A 19,747-nucleotide genomic window follows, 5' to 3' on the forward strand; every position below is an offset into this window, starting at 1 on the left:
TCAAGCTTGATAGACAATTTGTCCCTTACAGATGGTATATTTAATCTGCCCTTTTAAGCTTTCACCAATGAATGGTGAATTAGCTGCTTTCGAAGCAAAATGGGAGTCCACAAGACGGTCAGCCTTGGCATCAAAAATAGTGATATCTGCTGGACCATTCTCAGCCAAGTAACCTGCTTCAAAGTTATAAAGCTTGGCTGGGTTATAGGTCATCTTTTCGAGTAATTCCATCAGGCTTAACTCACCAGCTTCTACCAAATAGGTCAAGCCGAGAGAAAGAGATGTTTCCAAACCTGTCATACCAGATGGCGCTTTGGTAATATCCTCAACATTTTTTTCATCTGCATGATGAGGCGCGTGGTCAGTCGCGATAACTGTGATGACGCCTGATTTAAGACCTTCGATAACAGCACGACGATCTGATTCCAAGCGAAGCGGTGGATTCATCTTAGCATTGCTACCTTGAGTCAAAAGAAGTGCTTCTGTCTTAGAGAAATGCTGTGGCGCTACTTCTGCTGTGACTTGCGCACCCAAACCTTGAGCAAACTCAACTACTTTAACACTTTCTTCCTTAGACAAATGCTGAATATGAACATGGGCCTTAGTTGCATAGGCAATCATGACATCACGCGCCATCATAGCGTATTCAGCCACCCCAGTCGCACCGCAGATATGGAAATGCTCTTTAGCAATATTTTCATTAAACCCAAGAATACCGTTCAAACCTGGATCTTCCTCATGAAGACTAATAAAAGTATTAAGCTTTTTGGCTTCTTCCATGGCTTCCTTGACAACTTTACTACTTTCAAGTGGGATACCGTCGTCTGAGAAACCAACCGCACCAGCTGCTAAAAGCGCCTTAAAGTCAGTCAAGTCTTGGCCATTAAAGTTCTTAGTAATGGTAGCAACTGTCTTAACATTAATCTTTTCCTTAGCAGCTGAATCCAGAACTTCTTTTAAAGTCTCTACATCCGAGATAGTTGGACTGGTATTAGCCATCATAACGACAGTAGTAAAACCACCTGCAGCGGCTGCAAGAGCACCTGTGTGAATATCTTCCTTATGAGTTTGACCAGGTTCACGGAAATGAACATGAATATCGACCAAGCCAGGAGCAACTACAAGACCTGTAGCATCAATCATCTCTGCTCCTTCTTCTTTAATCTCAGGCGCAATTTTGACAATTTTCCCATCTTGAACTAAGATATCACACACTTGATCCAAACCAGACTTGGGATCCATTACACGACCATTTTTGATTAGTAGCATCTGCTTTCTCCTTTATTCATAAAAATCAACTTGGGTATCCAACAATTTATCCCCATCATAAACAAACTTGGCTGAAAAGAAGGGTTTATCTTCTAAAAGCCACCCAACAAAGGTATGATCCCCTTCCCAAGTCGGCTTACTCAAAACCTCGTCATAGGGAATCCATTCCAGCGTCCCCTCATTGCAGTCAATCAAGTCACCTTCAAACTCTGTTACCTTAAAAACATAGGTGTACCAGTCTAAATCTGGCGTAAATTCAGGAAAAGTGATGACACCTTTTAGAACTGGCTTGGCTTTCAGTCCCGTCTCTTCGAGGATTTCACGCGCCGCGCATTCCTGAGGCGTCTCTCCTCGCTCTAGCTTACCACCCACACCAATCCATTTACCAGCATGGACATCATTAGGCTTCTTATTACGATGGAGCATAAGCAGTTCTTTCCCGTTATCAATGTAGCAAATCGTCGCTAACTGAGGCATATTTTCTCCTTATCTAAGCCAATCAATTGGCTCTTGTCCTGTCTCTTTTAAGAATGCATTGGCCTTGGAAAAAGGCTTGGAACCCCAAAATCCTCTGTAAACTGATAAAGGACTGGGATGGGCTGATTCGATAATCAAGTGATGAGGATTGGTAACCAAGGCCTTCTTCTTGCGGGCATAAGCTCCCCAGAGTACAAAAACGACTGGTCTATCTAGATGATTGACCACCTGAATCACAGCATCCGTAAAAGGCTCCCATATCTGACCAGCATGACCATTGGCCCGTCCAGCAGGAACTGTCAAACAAGCATTAAGAAGCAAGACTCCTTGTTCAGCCCAAGCTGTCAAATCATGAGATTTCTTGACCCCGATATCATCTGACAATTCTTTCAAGATATTTTGCAAGGATGGTGGAGCTGGAATAGAATCAGGTACAGAAAAACTCAAGCCCTGCGCTTGACCTGGTCCGTGATAGGGATCTTGCCCTAGAATCACCACCTTAACCTCTTCTAGCGGTGTTGTCAAGAGAGCCTGAAAAACCTTTTCCTTGGGCGGATAAACAGTCCCCTGACCATAAACCTGCTCCATAAACTGATTGATTTTCCCGAAATAACCCTCAGGTAATTGCGCCTTAATCAAAGCATGCCAAGACGAGTGTTCCATAGCCGACTCCTTCGTTTTTACTGCTTCTATTATAGCAAAAAGTGGCTATGGAAACCACTTTTTACAGTTTATCTAAGCAATCCAGCAAGTCTTGGTAAGAATGGACTTCGTAGGTTGGCTGGGCTTGTGTGTGATTTTCTAGGTGATGAGGGTTGTACCAAATCGTGCCAATCCCCGCATTATTGCCACCTTGAATGTCGGCGGTTAGGGAATCTCCAATCATCAGCGTCTTTTCTTTGCTAAAGCCAGCAATCTGTTGACCAATTTTTTCATAAAAGAGAGCATCTGGCTTTTGTGTTTGCAACTGTTCAGAGATAAATACTTGATTGAAATAAGGTGCCAAACCCGATTGAGCTAAACGTCCCGTCTGAATGGCAGTAATGCCATTTGTCGCAGCATACAAGTCATAATCACGCTCGATGAGGCTACCCAAGAGTTCATGAGCGCCCGAAAGAGTTTGTCCCTGTTGGGCTAAGTAAAATTGGTAACGCTGGGCTAAAAAACTACCGTCTTTTTCCTGTCCGAAATGGGCAAATAAACGAGAAAAGCGCGTGTTAACCAGCTCTTGTTTACTAATTTTCTTTTGCTCCAAGTCCTTCCAGAGAGCCTTGTTCATAGGAACATAATAGTCTTTGTAGGCCTGAATATCTGCAACCCCTTCTTCTTTTAGAAGTTGCGTCAAAGCCACATCCTCAGCAGCATCAAAATCAAGAAGAGTGTGGTCAAGGTCAAAAAGTAGAAATTTGTAGGACAATTTGAGAGTTTTCCTTTCTAAGATAAACAAGTTTCACTTCATTCGGTTGTTTAATGTAAAAACTTAAAAGTGGTATAGTATCACAAAGAATAATCGTTCCAATGGATTAACTAACCCATACTATTCTAGTGAATTATAGAAAAATCTTCTATAAATTCGAGCAATAGTTAAAATACAAACAAATATAATTCCCAAAATAGATAACACTATTTTCACAAAATTCATTTCAGAGCCTATTACATAGATATGAAAAAGAGGGGCTAGTCCTACACATAGAGACAATAGATAATTACTAAATCTTATCTCACCAATTCCTGCAAAAAAATGTTTCATTTTAAATATTCCAATTTTACCTTTCATCTTAATAATCCACTAGCAAATCTATTGGCTTCTCTTTTTTTTGAAAAATCTTGACAACAAATTTACTCCACTTAATGCTATTAAGACTTCAATGGGCAAAAAATAGTAATCCCATATCAAATGAGAAATCAGCAATGTTAGAAATAGTATACAGTCAATATAACTATTCTGAAAATACTCTGTAATTACATAATACAGAAACACCACAACCATCAAAATTAAAATAACCATCATAATACTATCATCCTGTTCTTAATTTATTGTCACTTTTTCCATCCCATTCCATTCATAAATAGCATTAAAAAATCCAATCAATAAATGATTACCTACTCACTAATACTATTCTAAAATTTAATTTTTTGGGGGATTTAGTAACCCAATACCAATTAGCAATACACCTAATATAAATAAAAGTATTTCCCAAAATTTATTCTCAGTTTTAATAAAAGGTATAAGATACATACTAACCAATATGGAACTTACTCCTAAAAGAGCAAAGACCATTCTGATTTTATCACTTAGTTTAAACATATTTAATTCCCCATAAAATAAGCATTGACTACGTTTACTGTAACATTCTCCCGTCTTTATGTAGAGATAATCCCCCATCAAGACATCTCATCTCTTCTTACTCAATAGTAACATAATTATTTGGTGATACGAGTTTCATAAGATTTCTTCTCTTTAATGTTGCATGGTTAGGATAGTTCTCTAATTAGTAATCGTCGACTGCGTTTAAAGCACTTTGTTACCTAGATAAAATATCCTTTCTCTACCTGATTTGAGTTTAAAGAGAACTAAGATTTAACCATATTTATCTCATTTCTTATTTTTAAATAAGTCATACTCTTTTTCTCTGATAAAGGGAAGTGAGAAATTAGAAAAAATTAGTAGAATTGAAAACAGATATTCATCTTTTTGTATCACTAAAACATAACCTAAAAATATATAGACCATCAAATCTACTGCGAAAAGAGAAAATATCCTCTTTTTCATTGCCTTACTTGTCTTAAAGATTCTGTTTAATAGAATCTTTATCATAGTATCTACACAAATTTTTATCAAAAAGATAAGAGTCAATACATGATTATCAACTGTACCATGAAGAATAAATGGAAATATAGTTAATATAAAACTAGAAATCTCTAAATATTTTATCCAAGGAGATTGAGACATCTTACTTTTAAACTGACTGATTTTCCTATACTCGCTAGCTAATCTAGTATCAAAATCTTTACCAATTATATTAAAGATTAAGAACTCCAGGATAAAAATACTGATTAATACGATATAAGTAGAAACGTTTCCTGAGAAATATTTACTGATTAAAATCGGGAAAATCATTAACAGAATCGAATTTATGGCTAGACAGATAGATACTATTTTATTTTTCACTGAATATATAGGGAGCGATACTATCGAATAGAGAAACGCTAAAAAAATAAGCAAGAAATACTCTGTGCTGCTAATTAGCGGCGCCCTTAATGATAAAAATAGATAGGCACCCCACACGATGATATGCGCTTTACGAATTGACTCTAGATTACTCATCAACCTACTCCTAAATCTATTTTTAGCTCACATTCTCTTTCCAACAAGTCATAAACGTTTCATGATATTTCCTTCTTTTACATTCTTTTACATTAGGTAAAGTTGAAATACATTTTTTGCAAGTGAAAATATAATTGTTATTTAAAATCCCAAAAAGATCTATCCTTATTCTAGACCTAAACCAAGTCAGATTAAAGATACAAATATAATGGTAGGGCTTTCTTTTACTTCAGACTACCATAAAACAAGGAATCTTTCAACAAAATTCATTGGCAAACTACTATTCTAGAAGATTGACAGCTCAAATCTTTCAGAATAGAACAATCCTATCTATCGAACACCCTAACTTCATAGATATCAATGTGATTCTAGACCTAGAATTCCTATAAACTAAATGTTTTCGCACTATTCTAAGCCATTGATTGTCTTAAATTTTAATTTTTGAAGGATTCTAAAGTTAGAATAGTCCCATCACAATCAGTTTTGAATTATTATACTCAATGAAAATCAAAGAGCAAACTAGGAAACTAGCCGCAGGCTGTACTTGAGTACGGCAAGGCGACGTTGACGTGGTTTGAAGAGATTTTCGAAGAGTATGAACAATTTAGAAACACTATGATTCTACTCCTTTTACATTAAAAAGGAACTGCTGGAAGCAATCCCTTTCTGATTTTGAAATTATTACTTAAAATTTGATAGTCGAGATAATCAATAGCCCACCTATAAAAAGAGTTATAGTAAAATTACTTATTTATTGATTTCAAGCTCCGCCAACTGTGTTTGAATAACTGACAGTTCTTCACCAGCCTGAAGAAGAGCAGCTGCAGTATAGGCACCTTCTACAATTGGAACCCTATTGACCCTGATACTTTTATCACTGAAATCAGCCACCATTTCTAAGTTCATTTTAGCAGAACCTAGGTCAAAAAAGGCAAGTAAAGTATCTGCTGGATTTTCAGAAACAACCCTATCTACTTGATCAAAACTTGTTCCAATTCCTCCATCTTCGGTTCCTCCTACATAAGTAATTGGAACATCTTTAGCTACTTCACTAATCAGTTCAACAACACCTTCTGCAATGTTTTTGGAATGTGAAACGATAACAAGACCAATACTTCCCATTAAACCACCCCAGTTTCTAAAAGAGCAGTAAAGAGTAATCCTGATGAAAATGATCCAGGATCAATATGTCCAAGAGAACGTTCTCCTACATAAGATGCCCTTCCTTTAGATGCAAGTAAATCTTTGGTAGCATTCACTACCTTATCAATAACCTCTTGAGTCAATTGACCAGCAGACAAAGCGGCAATAACAGGAGTCCAAACATCAACCATTGTCTTTTCTCCAACTTCTGCTTTCCCACGTTTGACAATCATATCCAAACCGCTTTGTAAGATTTCCTCTATTTTCGAATTAGAATCAGCCTTGGACATTCCCATAAAAGCAGAGCCATACAAGGGACCAGAAGCACCGCCTACCTTACTCAGTAGTTGCATTGAGACAAGTTTAAAAACATCACTGCTGGTCTCAAATTGCTTTCCTTCTAAGTTTTCCATAACTGCAGCCATTCCACGCGCCATATTTCCACCGTGGTCTCCATCTCCTATAGGAGTGTCTAACTCACTAAGGTAATCTTTCTGTTCTTGAATCTTTTCATTAAAAAGCTTCATCCATTCAAGAGCTTGTTCAACATTCATGCGACATTTCCTCCTTGAGTTTTACCAAGCTGGTGTAGTAACAGCTGCATTTAGAGCATCCAACCACTCATCATCTGCCAATCGAATCAATGTTAATGACAAACCAGCCATATCGATTGAAGTCATATAGTTTCCAATTTTCTTAAATGCTAACTGAACACCTTTTTCATGAAGTAATTTAGCCACATCATTTGCAAATACGTATTGTTCCATAAGAGGAGTGCTTCCTAAACCATTAATGAGAAGGCCATAGCGCTCTCCAGCTTTAAGTTGGAAACCTTCAGATAATTTTTCAACCAATTCTGAGGCCAATTGTGCTGAAGGTTGCATTTTCTCTTTCTTATATCCCGGTTCACCGTGGATACCAACTCCATATTCAAATTCATCATCTTCTAGAACAAATCCTGGTTTCCCCACTTCAGGAACAGTCGCTCCAGACAAGGCCAGTCCAATTGTTTTAATTTCTAAGACAAGTTTATCAGCCAAGTCCTTCATTTCAGATAATGATTTACCAGAACGAGCCACATCACCCAAAATTTTATGGACTAATATAGTACCTGCAACACCTCGACGGCCTTGGGTATAGAGACTATTTTCAACAGCGATATCATCATCAACCACAACACTTGCTACATCAATACCTTCCATTTCAGCAAGTTCTTGTGCAATTTCAAAGTTCATGATGTCTCCAGAATAGTTTTTGATGACCATAAAAACTCCAGCACCTTCATCAGCCGCCTTAATGGCTTCTAAAATTTGGTCCGGAGTAGGTGAAGTGAAGACTGCTCCACAAATGGCAGCAGACAACATTCCATCTCCTACAAATCCAGCATGACTTGGTTCATGTCCTGAACCTCCACCTGAAATGAGTCCAACTTTTCCTGTCTTTTCTGCCTTTCTAACGATAACATCAAAACCATCTAAACGTTCTACCAAGTCATCATGCATAAATGATAACCCCTGCAACATTTCATCAACAACTTGTGTCGGTTCATTTATAATTTTTTTCATGAGAAACTCCTTTCGGTATTTACCTTTGTTTTCGCTTTCATTATATATTTTTTACTGCTGTATGATAAGGGACAGATTCTATTATTTGTCCCCTTTTAAACCCGTTTAAAACATTTTTTTGGTAAAATGAAGTAAGTAAAAGAAAGGTTTCCTATGGCATCATCACTTATTACAAAAAAACGGATTGCCAAGGCATTTAGAGACCTATTGGCTACTAGAGAATTTGATAAAATCTCTATTGTAGATATCATGGAATCGGCTGGCATTCGTAGACAGACCTTTTATAATCACTTTCTTGACAAATATGAACTGCTAGACTGGATATTTGAAACTGACTTAACCGAGTACATCACCAACAACTTGGACTTCATTTCAGGCCAAAAACTATTACAAGAATTATTTCTTTATTTCGAACAAGAGCGTGACTTTTATATTCAACTTTTTGATATTCAAGGGCAAAATAACTTCTATGATCACTTTATCAGCTACTGTCGCTTGCTTGTATCAAAAATTTTAAGAGAATACGGTCAGATGGATATCGATTCATCTGCTTATACTTGTTTTTTGTTAGACTATCATTCACATGCTCTAGCAGAAATCATGAAAGCTTACGTCAATAAAAAAAGTCCAGTTCCACAACCAGACTTTCTAATCATGACAATTATTGGAAAGAGACCACAATGACATTTATTTCAAATCATAAACAGAAAATTATTTCAAGTTACATTTCGGCAACTGTCAGCAGTCATCCTGAATTAGAAAAACACCCTACCTTACCTTTAGTCTATCAAAAAAATCGCAATCCTCATCAGGTTCCAATATTGTCGGGTGGAGGTTCCGGTCACGAACCTGCTCATATTGGATATGTGGGAGAAGGAATGCTTACTGCTGCTATCTATGGCCAATTATTTACTCCTCCCACAAGAACTGAAATCTTAGAGTCCATTCGTTTTTTAAACAATGGTCACGGTGTCTTCATCATTGTAAAAAATTTCGAAGCAGACATCAAAGAATTTAGCTCGGCCATTAACACTGCTAGAAAAGAAGGAATTAAAGTTGGCTATAGTCTAGCACACGACGATATTTCAATTGAACCTCACAATAGATTTCAAATTAGAGGAAGAGGGCTTGCAGGGACTATTTTACTTCATAAAGTTCTAGGATATGCAGCTCAGAATGGTGCCGACATCGAGCAACTAACTGATTTAGGTCATCAGCTTGCTCCCGAAATCGCAACAATTGGCTTTGCAACGAAATCTGCTAGTCTCCCCCAAGCCACCCTTCCACTATTTAACTTGGAAGAAGGAAATATTTCTTATGGTATTGGGATACATGGCGAAGAAGGCTATCGTATCGTCCCATTCCAATCATCGGAAATCCTTGCAAATGAAATTATAAGCAAATTAAGATTGCACTATCATTGGAAAAAAGGTGATCAATTTATATTGCTTGTAAATAATCTAGGTACTACCAGTAACTTAGAAATGGGCATATTTATCAATGATCTCCTTCAACTCTTAGAAATTGAAGGAGTCACTATTACCTTTATAAAATCAGGAACATTTATGACTAGTTTGGATATGGCAGGTATATCCGTAACTCTTTGCCCCGTAAAAAATAAACAGTGGTTAGAAGCGCTCAATGCTCCAACGACAGCTTTTGCATGGTAATTTGCTTGTATAACTCAAAAGGGCTACATCACTTAATGGCCCTTTGTTTTTATCTTACTTTTAAAAGAACTCATTCTTGCCATTTCAAATAGGCCATCTATCCCTTACAATTCTTCCGATGTGCTTTGAGTTTTTTCAGAGCCCAATCATAGTGGCTTGACGTGCTACTGACAAAGTAGGAACCTAGACTTGTCCCACCCGTCCACTTATAGACACCTTTGGTAAAGAGTTCGTCATTGCTAAAGCTTTCCATCAACTCTAACACTTCTTTATGTGATTGTTCCAAGAGTCTAGTCGCCTCTTCTAAGGACGTTTTCTGGTGCTTATTCCAAAAAACGACATTCATTTCTCCATAAGTTTTCCAATTATAAGGTTCAGGAAGAAAAGGTCTTTCGTGACCTTTTTGATTAGAATGAACCCAAGTCAAAAGTAACTGATGCCATTCGTAGAGATGGATCAGAACATCTCTTAGATTTTTATCTCTTTTCCAGTGGGCTTCTTTTTTCTTTTGGTCTCTTGAAAAATCAAATGGAGTCTGTAGCTCATCTTCAATTAGTTGGGAGATGAAACGATTGAGCTTTTCATAGTTTTCCTTAGAGGCCAGCACTAGCTCCTCTTTTGTTTTCGGTCTAGGCACAGGAATTCTCCCTTCATATTGCTAGTTATTATTAGAATTTTTTTATCATTTGACTATCTATAACTTATCCTTTAACTTCTCGACAAAGAGATAGGCCGCTGGACAGGTCAAGGTATTCTTAATCGTCAAATGGTTGATTTGATGAATCTTTTTACGGTCTGTATGAGGAAATTCACGACAGGCCTTTGGACGAACGTCATAAATGGAACAGAGGTTATCTCCTCCTAAAAATGGACAGGGCATGGATTTAAAAACCTTATCTCCATCTTCATCCACCTGCAGAAACTCTGCTTCAAAAGCTGGTAATTTCATCTTAAAATACTTGGCGATTCGTGTAATATCCGCTTCTTTAAAGTCAGGCCCCAATGTCTTGCAACAGTTAGCACAGGCAGTGCAATCAATCTCCTCAAAGACTTCTTGGTGAATCTGCTGGGCTATCTTGTCTAGATTTTTAGGAGGTTTTTTCTTTAGATTGGCTAAAACTTTACGGTGCTCCTTCTGCTTTTGCAAGGCTAGCTGATGGTAATACTCAATATCAATTTCTTTAGACATGATTTCTCTCTTATTCTATTTGTTTCCTCCTATTATATCATGCCTCTGACTCCTTGAAAAGTGGACTTTATAAGAGCATACTTTTCCAAAATGCGTCAAAAAACCTTGCAACTAGGTTACAAGGTTAATGACATTAATCAAAGTTAACGTATTCTTTTTGAAGTTCAAGAACTTCTTCCATTGTTGAACACTCTGTAAGGGCACGGTTAGCGTACTCTTCCATCTTAGCAGTATCCAATTTCTTCATCAAGCTACGTGTACGGAGTACAGATGTTGCTGACATAGAGAACTCATCCAAGCCCATTCCCACAAGAAGTGGAACAGCTGTTTGGTCACCAGCCATCTCACCACACATACCAGCCCATTTACCTTCAGCGTGAGCTGCCTTGATAACGTTGTTAATCAAGCGAAGGATTGATGGGTTGTATGGTTGGTAAAGGTATGAAACTTGTTCGTTCATACGGTCTGCTGCCATTGAGTATTGGATCAAGTCGTTTGTACCAATTGACATGAAGTCTACTTCTTTTGCAAATTGATCTGCAAGCATCGCTGCTGCAGGGATTTCAATCATGATACCAACTTGGATATCATCCGCAACTGCAACACCTTCTGCAAGAAGGTTTGCTTTTTCTTCTTCATAAACTGCTTTAGCTGTACGGAATTCTTTCAAGAGCGCAACCATTGGGAACATGATACGCAATTGACCATGAACAGAGGCACGAAGAAGGGCACGGATTTGTGTACGGAACATTGCATCTCCAGTTTCAGAAATAGAGATACGGAGGGCACGGAATCCAAGGAATGGGTTCATTTCATGTGGCATATCAAAGTAAGGAAGTTCCTTATCTCCACCGATATCCATTGTACGAACAACCACTGGTTTACCATTCATTCCCTCAAGAACAGCCTTATATGCTTCATACTGCTCATCTTCAGTTGGGAAGTCTTGAGAATCCATGTACAAGAACTCTGTACGGTAAAGTCCAACAGCTTCTGCACCGTTGTTGTTAACACCTTCAACGTCTTTTGGAGTACCGATGTTAGCTGCCAACTCGAAGTGTTTACCGTCAGCAGTCACTGTTTGAGCATCTTTCAAAAGTGCCCATTCAGCTTTTTGTTTAGCATAAGCCTCACCAGCTGCTTTAAATTCTGCCGCTTGTTCATCTGTTGGGTTGATAATCACTTCACCAGTAATTCCGTTAACGGCAAGGATATCGCCGTCTTTCACTACTTCAGTGATGTTATTTGTTCCCAATACAGCTGCAATTTCAAGTGTACGTGCCATGATAGCTGAATGGCTTGTACGTCCACCGATATTTGTTACAAAAGCTTTTACAAAGTTTTTGTCCAATTGAGCTGTATCAGATGGTGTCAAGTCATGCGCAATTACGATTACTTCTTCATTGATAGAAGCTGGGTTTGGCAATTTCTTACCAAGAAGGTTTGCCAATACACGTTTTGTCACGTCGCGGATATCCGCTGCACGTTCTTGCATGTATGGGTTGTCTTCCATACCTTCAAAGATAGTGATGAACATGTCAGTCACTTCTTTAAGACCTGCTTCTGCATTGACTTTCTTAGCACGGATTGTTTCTTTAATCTGACCGATCAATTCTGGGTCAGAAAGAACCATCAAATGAGCGTCAAAAACTTGAGCCGCTTCCTCACCTAGCGTACCTACAGCTTTCTCGCGGATAAGAGAAAGCTCGTTTTGAGAAGCTTCAAGAGCAACATCCAAACGAGCCTCTTCTGCGTTTGTATCTTCGACTGAAACAGTCTCGAATGACAAATCCGGTTGAACGAGTAGATATGCTTTTGCAACTGCAACACCGTCAGATGCTGCGATTCCTTTAAGCATTTCTGTCATTTTCCTTATGCCAATCCTTCTTTTTCCATTGTTTCTGAGATTGCAGCGATTGCGTCATCTGCATCTGCACCTTCAGCTGAGATCGTTACGTCAGCACCTTGGCCAACACCAAGACTCATAACACCCATGATTGATTTAAGGTTAACTGATTTACCTTTGTACTCAAGAGTGATATCTGAAGCAAATTTGCTAGCAGTTTGCACCAACAATGTTGCTGGACGTGCGTGAATACCTGTTTCTGCCACTACGTGGAAATCTTTAGAAGCCATAGTTTGACTCTCCTTTTGTTCTTTCTTTTTTGAGTTATATTTGATAACCCTTACAATTTGGTATTATATCATCTTCTAGGATTTTTTTCAAGTATTTTATGGGATTTATTCGATTTCCTTTTCAGATAAGTTGCAGAAAATCTTCTAGTAAACTTGTGAAAACACAGTATATAGTTTCTTTAAAAACGATTTATAGGATAATCATTGCTGTTTTATAAAACAAACACTACATATTGTGTTTTGTGAGCTTGACTAGAAAAACAGACCACTATATTTAGTTTTAAATCATTGACAAAAATTTATTTTCTGATATACTAGGATAGAACTAAATTTTAAAGAGGAGTTACACAATGGTAACCGTTTATTCTAAAAACAACTGTGTTCAATGTAAGATGACCAAGCGTTTCTTGGACAGTAATAATGTCGCTTATCGTGAAATCAATCTTGATGAGCAACCTGAGTACATCGATCAGGTTAAAGAGCTCGGTTTCAGCGCAGCTCCTGTTATCCAAACACCAACTGAAGTCTTTTCAGGTTTCCAACCAGGAAAACTGAAACAATTAGCATAATCTTAGTACACCATCCAGAAGAAACTGCTTCTAGGGCTAACTTAGAAGCCTTTCTTTTGTAATTAGATAAGGGAAATTTTATGGGATTAAAACATCTTGAGGACGTGACTTACTTCCGTCTCAATAACGAAATCAACCGTCCTGTCAATGGACAAATCATGCTTCATAAAGATAAGGAAGCCTTGGATGCTTTCTTTAAAGAAAATGTAGTTCCAAACACTATGGTTTTTGATTCAATCAAAGATAAAATCAACTACCTCATTGACCACAACTACATCGAAACAGCTTTTATCAAGAAATACCGTCCAGAATTCTTGGAAGAATTGTCTCAATTTATTAAAGAACAAAACTTCCAATTCAAGTCGTTCATGGCTGCCTATAAATTTTACAATCAATACGCCTTAAAGACTAACGATGGGGAATATTATCTTGAAAGTATGGAAGACCGTGTCTTCTTTAACGCCCTTTATTTCGCTGATGGGAATGAAGCTGTTGCAATCGATATTGCAAATGAAATCATCCATCAACGCTACCAACCAGCTACTCCTTCCTTCTTGAATGCTGGACGTGCTCGTCGTGGAGAATTGGTATCTTGCTTCTTGATCCAAGTCACTGATGATATGAACTCTATCGGACGTTCTATCAACTCTGCCCTTCAACTTTCACGTATCGGTGGTGGTGTGGGAATTACCCTCAGCAACCTTCGTGAAGCTGGTGCACCTATCAAAGGCTATGAAGGAGCCGCTTCTGGTGTCGTTCCTGTTATGAAGCTTTTCGAAGATAGCTTCTCTTACTCTAACCAATTGGGGCAACGTCAAGGTGCTGGTGTTGTTTACCTCAATGTCTTTCACCCAGATATCATCGCCTTCCTTTCAACTAAGAAAGAAAACGCCGATGAAAAAGTTCGTGTAAAGACTCTTTCACTTGGTGTCGTGGTACCAGATAAATTCTACGAATTGGCTCGTAAAAATGAAGAAATGTACCTCTTCAGCCCTTACTCTGTAGAAAAAGAATACGGTGTGCCATTCAACTACATCGATATTACTGAAAAATACGATGAATTGGTGGCAAATCCAAACATCCGTAAGACAAAAATTAAGGCCCGTGATTTGGAAACTGAAATTTCTAAATTGCAACAAGAATCTGGCTACCCTTATGTAGTCAACATTGATACGGCTAACCGTGCAAATCCTGTTGATGGAAAGATTATCATGAGTAACTTGTGTTCTGAAATTCTTCAAGTTCAAGAACCAAGCTTGATCAACGATGCTCAAGAATATCTCCAAATGGGTACTGATATCTCATGTAACCTTGGTTCAACAAACGTTGTCAACATGATGACTTCACCTGACTTTGGTCGTTCTATCCGTGCTATGGTTCGTGCCCTTACTTTCGTTACAGATAGTTCACATATCGTAGCTGTACCTACTATCGACCATGGAAATAGCCAAGCTCATACCTTTGGTCTTGGTGCAATGGGGCTTCACAGCTACCTTGCCCAACAATTGATTGAATATGGATCGCCTGAGTCTGTTGAATTTACAAGCATCTACTTTATGCTTATGAACTACTGGACCTTGGTTGAGTCAAACAATATTGCGCGTGAACGTGGTATTACCTTCCATAACTTTGAAAAATCAGATTATGCTAAGGGAAGCTACTTTGACAAGTATATTACAGGCGAGTTTGTTCCAAAATCAGACCGTGTTAAAGAACTTTTCAAAGATGTCTTTATCCCAAGTGCTGATGACTGGGCTGAACTTCGCGACAAGGTTCAAGCAGATGGTCTTTACCACCAAAACCGCCTTGCTGTAGCGCCAAATGGCTCTATCAGCTATATCAACGACGTTTCTGCTTCTATCCACCCGATTACGCAACGTATCGAAGAACGTCAAGAAAAGAAAATCGGTAAAATCTACTACCCTGCTGCTGGCTTGTCAACAGAAACCATTCCTTACTACACTTCTGCTTACGACATGGATATGCGTAAGGTGATTGATGTATACGCTGCTGCTACTGAGCACGTGGACCAAGGACTTTCACTTACTCTCTTTATGCGTAGTGACATTCCAAAAGGACTTTACGAATGGAAGAAAGAAAACAAACAAACGACACGTGACTTGTCTATCCTTCGTAACTATGCCTTTAACAAGGGAATCAAGTCTATCTACTACGTCCGTACCTTTACAGACGACGGTGGAGAAGTCGGTGCTAACCAATGTGAAAGCTGTGTGATTTAATCTTTGCTTGAGGAAACTACATTTTCTCAAATTAGTGATTCATTCACCCTGCTAAACTAAACTGGAATAAGCATCTATACTATGGAAAAACACAAAAGTCGGACTTCCGACTTTTTGTGCGATACTCCTCTAGAATTATGATAAAATAAAATAATTGTGAGTTCGCAATACTAAACACAGAAAGAGATTTCAAAATGGAAACTTACTACAAAGCCATTAACTGGAATGCCATCGAAGATGTCATCGACAAATCAACTTGGGAAAAGTTGACGGAGCAATTCTGGCTCGATACACGTATTCCCTTGTCAAATGACTTGGATGACTGGAGAAAGCTATCAAATGTAGAAAAAGACTTGGTAGGAAAAGTCTTTGGTGGTTTAACCCTTCTCGACACTATGCAATCTGAAACTGGGGTTCAAGCCCTTCGCGCGGACATCCGTACACCACATGAGGAAGCTGTTTTCAATAACATCCAATTTATGGAATCTGTCCACGCTAAATCTTACTCATCAATCTTCTCTACCTTAAATACTAAGGCTGAGATTGAAGAAATTTTCGAATGGACTAATACCAATCCTTACCTACAAAAGAAGGCTGAGATTGTCAACGAAATCTACCTAAACGGTAGCCCACTTGAAAAGAAAGTTGCCAGCGTCTTTCTTGAAACCTTCCTCTTCTACTCTGGTTTCTTCACTCCCCTCTACTATCTCGGTAACAACAAACTAGCCAACGTTGCGGAAATCATCAAATTAATTATTCGTGATGAGTCTGTTCACGGAACCTACATCGGATATAAATTCCAACTTGGTTTTAATGAATTACCTGAAGAAGAGCAAGAAAAGCTAAAAGAATGGATGTACGACCTACTCTATACTCTTTATGAAAATGAAGAAGGCTACACAGAAAGTCTCTATGATGGTGTTGGTTGGACGGAAGAAGTCAAAACCTTCCTTCGCTACAATGCTAACAAGGCACTCATGAACCTGGGTCAAGATCCACTCTTCCCAGATTCAGCTGATGATGTCAACCCAATCGTTATGAACGGTATTTCAACAGGAACATCCAACCACGACTTCTTCTCTCAAGTCGGAAATGGTTACCTTCTTGGTGAAGTTGAAGCTATGCAAGACGATGACTACAACTACGGTTTGGACTAATTCAATTATCCCAGAACTGATAACAAATATCATGGCTTGTTTAAAACAACCATGATATTTTTGTTTTTGTTTTCTTTTGTTTTTTAAATTGATTGATTGAACACTTTATGATAAAATAGTAATAGAAATAGAGGTGATAAGGATGTTAAAGCAGGAAAAACTAGATAATATTCTAAAAACAGTAAATACAAAGGGAACTATTACTGTAAAAGAAATTATGACTCGCTTGGATGTATCAGATATGACTGCTAGACGCTACTTACAAGAGTTAGCTGACAAAGATTTACTTGTTCGTGTGCACGGTGGAGCTGAAAAAATTCGTACAGGCTCCATTTTAAACAATGAACGTTCCAATATTGAAAAACAAAGCTTACAGATTGCAGAAAAACAAGAAATCAGCCGTTTTGCAGGCCATTTAATCGATGAAGGAGAAACCATTTTTATTGGTCCAGGGACAACCTTGGAATCGTTTGCCCGTGAACTTCCAATCGATAATATTCGTGTTGTAACAAACAGTTTACCAGTCTTTCTCATCTTAAACGAACGAAAACTAACAGATTTGATTTTAATCGGTGGAAACTATCGCTCTATTACTGGAGCATTTGTGGGAACACTAACCTTGCAAAACTTAGCCAATCTCCAATTTTCTAAAGCTTTCGTAAGCTGTAATGGTATTAAAGACAATGCGATTGCAACCTTTAGTGAAGAGGAAGGGGAATCTCAACGCATCGCCCTCAACAATTCCAATAAAAAATACTTACTAGCTGACAATAGTAAGTTCAATAAATTTGATTTCTATACCTTCTACAATATCTCTGATATTGATACCATCGTTTCAGATTCTAAACTGAGCAAAGCAACCTTTGAACAACTTTCAAAACAAACAAAAATTATTCTTTCTAAACCATAAAACTGAGGATTGATAAAATTTAAAATGCGTCATATCAAGAAAATAGGAATCTTGATATGACGCATTTTTTGATGAAGATTTTTACAAAGAGTTTCCTAGATTCTTTATGATTATTGAAACGGCATAAAATCTGAATCAAAGGAGATATTATCCCGTTCTTCAGGACTGATAAAATTTAAAAAGATATTTTTAAATTCTTCTAGCTCATAGTCTGAATGACAAATCCATTCTTTACCAGTAGAGACATACCATTTCCCAAGTTTTTTCAGCTCCTCATTAGTCAAACAAGGTATTTGAGAACATTTATCAAAATTGATAATATAAACTTTTTCATAAATAGATTGGATAAAATCTTTGAACATCGTTTTGCCTCACTAAAATTCTATATCTAATTACTAATTCTACTAGTCTATAATCTGACTTTCCGCTACTTTCTTGTACCAGTGAGCTGATTTCTTCGGATAACGTTCTTGAGTTTCAAAGTCTACATAGAAGAGACCGTAACGTTTCTCATACCCATTTGACCATGAGAAGACATCCATTAATGACCAAATGAAGTAACCTTTTACATTAGCACCATCTGCAATCGCATCAGACAAGACCTCTAAGTGTTGCTTCACGTAATCAATACGGCCATCATCGTAAACAGTGTTATCAACGAACTCATCTTTATACCCGAGACCATTTTCAGTGATGTAAATCTTCTTGTAGTTCGGATAATCTTTCTTCACGCGCATGATTTGGTCATACAAACCTTGAGGGTAGATAATCCAATCCCAATCCGTACGTGGTACATAATCCGGAGCTACACGACGACCAACACCTTTAATTTGGTATTTAGAGCTTCCTTTTTCACCCTTACCATTATGGATGATTTCAGTTTCTCCATCAAAGGCTTCCATCCAGTCACTCATATAGTAATTAATTCCAAGGAAGTCATTCAAGTCTTTTGCGGCTTCTAATACTTCGAAATCTTCTTCACGAAGATCTAAGCTACCACCATTGACTGATAAGATATGGTTGACACCTTCCATGGTTTCAGCTGAATAGCGACCTAGATAAGTTGCATCTAGGATAAATTTATTGTGAATGATATCTTCTAACTCTGCTGCACGAACATCTGCTGGATTTTTAGGATCCAAAGGATACTTGGTTGGCAGAGCGTGAACAACACCAATTTCACCTTTATATCCTTTATCTTTATATAGCTTTACAGCATGTGCATGAGAAACCATCATATTGTGGTGAGATTGGAAGACTTTGGCAAGGTCGTACTGAATACCTGGAGGGAATTTCCCAACCAAGTATTGACCATCACCGATTGGTCCGATTTCATTGAAGGTTGTCCAATAGTTTACTTCTGGAAATTCTTCAAAACAGAAGGCAGCGTAATCTACAAAGTGTTCGATATTTTCACGGTTTAAGAAGTCGCCATTTGAGTGGAGAGCTTCTGGTGTGTCAAAGTGGTGAAGAGTTACAAAGGGCTCAACGTGACGTTTGTGACACTCTGCAAATAGATTATGATAAAATTCAACACCTTTAGCATTTACTTGGCCGTAACCAGTCGGGAAGATACGTGACCAAGCAATAGAAATTCGAATACCATTGACACCATACTCTTCTGCTAGCTTTAGGTCAACTGGATATCGATTGTAAAAATCACTGGCTGGTTCTGCAGTGTACCAGTAGTTATCTTCAAGATACTTATCCCACGCAACTGGTCCTTTACCATCAGTATGCGTAGCACCTTCTGCTTGATAAGCAGCTGTTGCGCCACCAAAAATAAAGTCTTTTGGTAATGTTTTTGTCATTTTTTTCACCTATTTCTTGATTTAAATAAAGTAAAAGTGAGAGGAGAGGAGTCAGTGAGCCATCCTTCTCCATCTCACTTCTTGTAGCAAGTCACCGAATTGTGACATGAGGAGGTAAAAACGATATCTTTTTACCGACGAATTAATAAGGCGATTAGGAAAGTCGCCATAGAGATTTCCGTAACGAGAGGAAACTATTTCATAGTCCCTATTATTAATCGAATTGTGACATGAGGAGGTAAAAACGATATCTTTTTACCGAAGAATTAACAAGGCGATTAGG

At 38.0% G+C, this 19,747-nt stretch carries 22 protein-coding genes; 6 read left to right on the forward strand and 16 right to left on the reverse strand.

Features of this window, described 5'->3' with window-relative positions:
* The 10 genes from SMSK597_RS07345 to dhaK form a co-directional block, all read right to left on the reverse strand.
* Complete coding sequence (locus SMSK597_RS07345) at positions 1 to 1,269, reverse strand: dihydroorotase (protein WP_000924471.1); 1,269 nt, start codon at positions 1,267 to 1,269, stop codon at positions 1 to 3.
* Positions 1,270 to 1,281: 12 nt separating this feature from the next.
* Positions 1,282 to 1,746 (reverse strand): NUDIX hydrolase, encoded by a 465-nt coding sequence (locus SMSK597_RS07350; protein ID WP_001135755.1) that lies wholly within the window; start codon positions 1,744 to 1,746, stop codon positions 1,282 to 1,284.
* Between the two features lie 9 nt (positions 1,747 to 1,755).
* On the reverse strand, positions 1,756 to 2,409 hold the full coding sequence (locus SMSK597_RS07355) for a uracil-DNA glycosylase (protein WP_000401323.1): 654 nt from the start codon (positions 2,407 to 2,409) through the stop codon (positions 1,756 to 1,758).
* A 61-nt stretch (positions 2,410 to 2,470) separates the two neighbouring features.
* Complete coding sequence (gene pynA, locus SMSK597_RS07360; protein ID WP_004237904.1) at positions 2,471 to 3,163, reverse strand: pyrimidine 5'-nucleotidase PynA; 693 nt, start codon at positions 3,161 to 3,163, stop codon at positions 2,471 to 2,473.
* 120 nt (positions 3,164 to 3,283) lie between these two features.
* Entirely contained in the window at positions 3,284 to 3,496 is a 213-nt protein-coding gene (locus SMSK597_RS13810; RefSeq protein WP_025169680.1) for a hypothetical protein, read from the reverse strand.
* A gap of 48 nt (positions 3,497 to 3,544) precedes the next feature.
* Positions 3,545 to 3,757, reverse strand: a complete 213-nt coding sequence (locus SMSK597_RS13815; RefSeq protein ID WP_033631280.1) for a hypothetical protein — start codon at positions 3,755 to 3,757, stop codon at positions 3,545 to 3,547.
* A 585-nt stretch (positions 3,758 to 4,342) separates the two neighbouring features.
* A complete protein-coding gene (locus tag SMSK597_RS07370) occupies positions 4,343 to 5,074 on the reverse strand; it encodes a hypothetical protein (protein WP_000067192.1) in 732 nt (243 codons plus the stop codon).
* A 747-nt stretch (positions 5,075 to 5,821) separates the two neighbouring features.
* On the reverse strand, positions 5,822 to 6,196 hold the full coding sequence (gene dhaM, locus SMSK597_RS0102380) for a dihydroxyacetone kinase phosphoryl donor subunit DhaM (protein WP_000534744.1): 375 nt from the start codon (positions 6,194 to 6,196) through the stop codon (positions 5,822 to 5,824).
* Complete coding sequence (gene dhaL / locus SMSK597_RS07375) at positions 6,196 to 6,771, reverse strand: dihydroxyacetone kinase subunit DhaL (RefSeq protein WP_001100268.1); 576 nt, start codon at positions 6,769 to 6,771, stop codon at positions 6,196 to 6,198. The genes dhaM and dhaL overlap by 1 nt, the downstream gene beginning before the upstream one ends.
* A 21-nt stretch (positions 6,772 to 6,792) precedes the next feature.
* Positions 6,793 to 7,782: a dihydroxyacetone kinase subunit DhaK gene (gene dhaK / locus SMSK597_RS07380; RefSeq protein ID WP_000720684.1), complete on the reverse strand. Its 990-nt coding sequence runs from the start codon at positions 7,780 to 7,782 to the stop codon at positions 6,793 to 6,795.
* A gap of 153 nt (positions 7,783 to 7,935) precedes the next feature.
* Between dhaK and dhaS the strand changes: the two genes are divergently transcribed.
* Together dhaS and dhaQ are read left to right on the forward strand one after the other, a co-directional pair.
* Positions 7,936 to 8,466, forward strand: coding sequence for a dihydroxyacetone kinase transcriptional activator DhaS (gene dhaS / locus SMSK597_RS07385; protein ID WP_000168612.1), 531 nt, complete (start codon positions 7,936 to 7,938; stop codon positions 8,464 to 8,466).
* Positions 8,463 to 9,452, forward strand: coding sequence for a DhaKLM operon coactivator DhaQ (gene dhaQ, locus SMSK597_RS07390; protein WP_000142825.1), 990 nt, complete (start codon positions 8,463 to 8,465; stop codon positions 9,450 to 9,452). The genes dhaS and dhaQ overlap by 4 nt, the downstream gene beginning before the upstream one ends.
* 97 nt (positions 9,453 to 9,549) lie before the next feature.
* Here the strand turns inward: dhaQ and SMSK597_RS07395 are convergent, their stop codons facing one another.
* The 4 genes from SMSK597_RS07395 to SMSK597_RS07410 all read right to left on the reverse strand — a co-directional run bounded on the left by SMSK597_RS07395 (position 9,550) and on the right by SMSK597_RS07410 (position 12,777).
* On the reverse strand, positions 9,550 to 10,089 hold the full coding sequence (locus tag SMSK597_RS07395; protein ID WP_004237906.1) for a ClbS/DfsB family four-helix bundle protein: 540 nt from the start codon (positions 10,087 to 10,089) through the stop codon (positions 9,550 to 9,552).
* Between the two features lie 57 nt (positions 10,090 to 10,146).
* The gene (locus SMSK597_RS07400; protein ID WP_000031481.1) at positions 10,147 to 10,641 is read right to left on the reverse strand and encodes a YkgJ family cysteine cluster protein; all 495 of its coding nucleotides are present in this window, start codon (positions 10,639 to 10,641) and stop codon (positions 10,147 to 10,149) included.
* 133 nt (positions 10,642 to 10,774) lie between these two features.
* Positions 10,775 to 12,508 carry a phosphoenolpyruvate--protein phosphotransferase gene (gene ptsP / locus SMSK597_RS07405; protein ID WP_025169682.1) on the reverse strand — a complete coding sequence of 578 codons (1,734 nt, stop codon included), beginning with the start codon at positions 12,506 to 12,508 and terminating at the stop codon, positions 10,775 to 10,777.
* A gap of 5 nt (positions 12,509 to 12,513) precedes the next feature.
* Complete coding sequence (locus tag SMSK597_RS07410; protein WP_000146947.1) at positions 12,514 to 12,777, reverse strand: phosphocarrier protein HPr; 264 nt, start codon at positions 12,775 to 12,777, stop codon at positions 12,514 to 12,516.
* A 350-nt stretch (positions 12,778 to 13,127) separates the two neighbouring features.
* Between SMSK597_RS07410 and nrdH the strand changes: the two genes are divergently transcribed.
* From nrdH to SMSK597_RS07430, 4 genes are all read left to right on the forward strand, one after another.
* Positions 13,128 to 13,346: a glutaredoxin-like protein NrdH gene (nrdH, locus tag SMSK597_RS07415; RefSeq protein WP_000259240.1), complete on the forward strand. Its 219-nt coding sequence runs from the start codon at positions 13,128 to 13,130 to the stop codon at positions 13,344 to 13,346.
* A gap of 80 nt (positions 13,347 to 13,426) precedes the next feature.
* A complete protein-coding gene (nrdE, locus tag SMSK597_RS07420; protein ID WP_000523240.1) occupies positions 13,427 to 15,586 on the forward strand; it encodes a class 1b ribonucleoside-diphosphate reductase subunit alpha in 2,160 nt (719 codons plus the stop codon).
* 194 nt (positions 15,587 to 15,780) lie between these two features.
* Positions 15,781 to 16,743, forward strand: coding sequence for a class 1b ribonucleoside-diphosphate reductase subunit beta (gene nrdF, locus SMSK597_RS07425; protein WP_000451386.1), 963 nt, complete (start codon positions 15,781 to 15,783; stop codon positions 16,741 to 16,743).
* A gap of 142 nt (positions 16,744 to 16,885) precedes the next feature.
* On the forward strand, positions 16,886 to 17,653 hold the full coding sequence (locus SMSK597_RS07430; protein ID WP_000917579.1) for a DeoR/GlpR family DNA-binding transcription regulator: 768 nt from the start codon (positions 16,886 to 16,888) through the stop codon (positions 17,651 to 17,653).
* A 110-nt stretch (positions 17,654 to 17,763) separates the two neighbouring features.
* Here the strand turns inward: SMSK597_RS07430 and SMSK597_RS0102385 are convergent, their stop codons facing one another.
* Positions 17,764 to 18,015 carry a DUF3884 family protein gene (locus SMSK597_RS0102385; RefSeq protein ID WP_000471577.1) on the reverse strand — a complete coding sequence of 84 codons (252 nt, stop codon included), beginning with the start codon at positions 18,013 to 18,015 and terminating at the stop codon, positions 17,764 to 17,766.
* Positions 18,016 to 18,057: 42 nt separating this feature from the next.
* Positions 18,058 to 19,464 (reverse strand): 6-phospho-beta-galactosidase, encoded by a 1,407-nt coding sequence (gene lacG, locus SMSK597_RS07435; RefSeq protein ID WP_000169250.1) that lies wholly within the window; start codon positions 19,462 to 19,464, stop codon positions 18,058 to 18,060.
* Between the last annotated feature and the right edge of the window lie 283 nt (positions 19,465 to 19,747).

This window comes from Streptococcus mitis SK597, from assembly GCF_000148545.1.
Lineage (GTDB): Bacteria > Bacillota > Bacilli > Lactobacillales > Streptococcaceae > Streptococcus > Streptococcus mitis_C.

What these genes read in the sequence shown, in the direction of transcription:
- SMSK597_RS07400 (WP_000031481.1), bottom strand. Translation starts at nt 10,641, where the DNA reads ATGTCTAAAGAAATTGATATTGAGTATTACCATCAGCTAGCCTTGCAA.
- SMSK597_RS13810 (WP_025169680.1), bottom strand. Translation starts at nt 3,496, where the DNA reads ATGAAACATTTTTTTGCAGGAATTGGTGAGATAAGATTTAGTAATTAT.
- SMSK597_RS07430 (WP_000917579.1), top strand. Translation starts at nt 16,886, where the DNA reads ATGTTAAAGCAGGAAAAACTAGATAATATTCTAAAAACAGTAAATACA.
- lacG (WP_000169250.1), bottom strand. Translation starts at nt 19,464, where the DNA reads ATGACAAAAACATTACCAAAAGACTTTATTTTTGGTGGCGCAACAGCT.
- dhaL (WP_001100268.1), bottom strand. Translation starts at nt 6,771, where the DNA reads ATGAATGTTGAACAAGCTCTTGAATGGATGAAGCTTTTTAATGAAAAG.
- SMSK597_RS07345 (WP_000924471.1), bottom strand. Translation starts at nt 1,269, where the DNA reads ATGCTACTAATCAAAAATGGTCGTGTAATGGATCCCAAGTCTGGTTTG.
- dhaQ (WP_000142825.1), top strand. Translation starts at nt 8,463, where the DNA reads ATGACATTTATTTCAAATCATAAACAGAAAATTATTTCAAGTTACATT.
- nrdE (WP_000523240.1), top strand. Translation starts at nt 13,427, where the DNA reads ATGGGATTAAAACATCTTGAGGACGTGACTTACTTCCGTCTCAATAAC.
- dhaK (WP_000720684.1), bottom strand. Translation starts at nt 7,782, where the DNA reads ATGAAAAAAATTATAAATGAACCGACACAAGTTGTTGATGAAATGTTG.
- ptsP (WP_025169682.1), bottom strand. Translation starts at nt 12,508, where the DNA reads ATGACAGAAATGCTTAAAGGAATCGCAGCATCTGACGGTGTTGCAGTT.
- SMSK597_RS13815 (WP_033631280.1), bottom strand. Translation starts at nt 3,757, where the DNA reads ATGATGGTTATTTTAATTTTGATGGTTGTGGTGTTTCTGTATTATGTA.
- nrdH (WP_000259240.1), top strand. Translation starts at nt 13,128, where the DNA reads ATGGTAACCGTTTATTCTAAAAACAACTGTGTTCAATGTAAGATGACC.
- SMSK597_RS07410 (WP_000146947.1), bottom strand. Translation starts at nt 12,777, where the DNA reads ATGGCTTCTAAAGATTTCCACGTAGTGGCAGAAACAGGTATTCACGCA.
- dhaM (WP_000534744.1), bottom strand. Translation starts at nt 6,196, where the DNA reads ATGGGAAGTATTGGTCTTGTTATCGTTTCACATTCCAAAAACATTGCA.
- SMSK597_RS07370 (WP_000067192.1), bottom strand. Translation starts at nt 5,074, where the DNA reads ATGAGTAATCTAGAGTCAATTCGTAAAGCGCATATCATCGTGTGGGGT.
- nrdF (WP_000451386.1), top strand. Translation starts at nt 15,781, where the DNA reads ATGGAAACTTACTACAAAGCCATTAACTGGAATGCCATCGAAGATGTC.
- SMSK597_RS0102385 (WP_000471577.1), bottom strand. Translation starts at nt 18,015, where the DNA reads ATGTTCAAAGATTTTATCCAATCTATTTATGAAAAAGTTTATATTATC.
- dhaS (WP_000168612.1), top strand. Translation starts at nt 7,936, where the DNA reads ATGGCATCATCACTTATTACAAAAAAACGGATTGCCAAGGCATTTAGA.
- SMSK597_RS07355 (WP_000401323.1), bottom strand. Translation starts at nt 2,409, where the DNA reads ATGGAACACTCGTCTTGGCATGCTTTGATTAAGGCGCAATTACCTGAG.
- SMSK597_RS07350 (WP_001135755.1), bottom strand. Translation starts at nt 1,746, where the DNA reads ATGCCTCAGTTAGCGACGATTTGCTACATTGATAACGGGAAAGAACTG.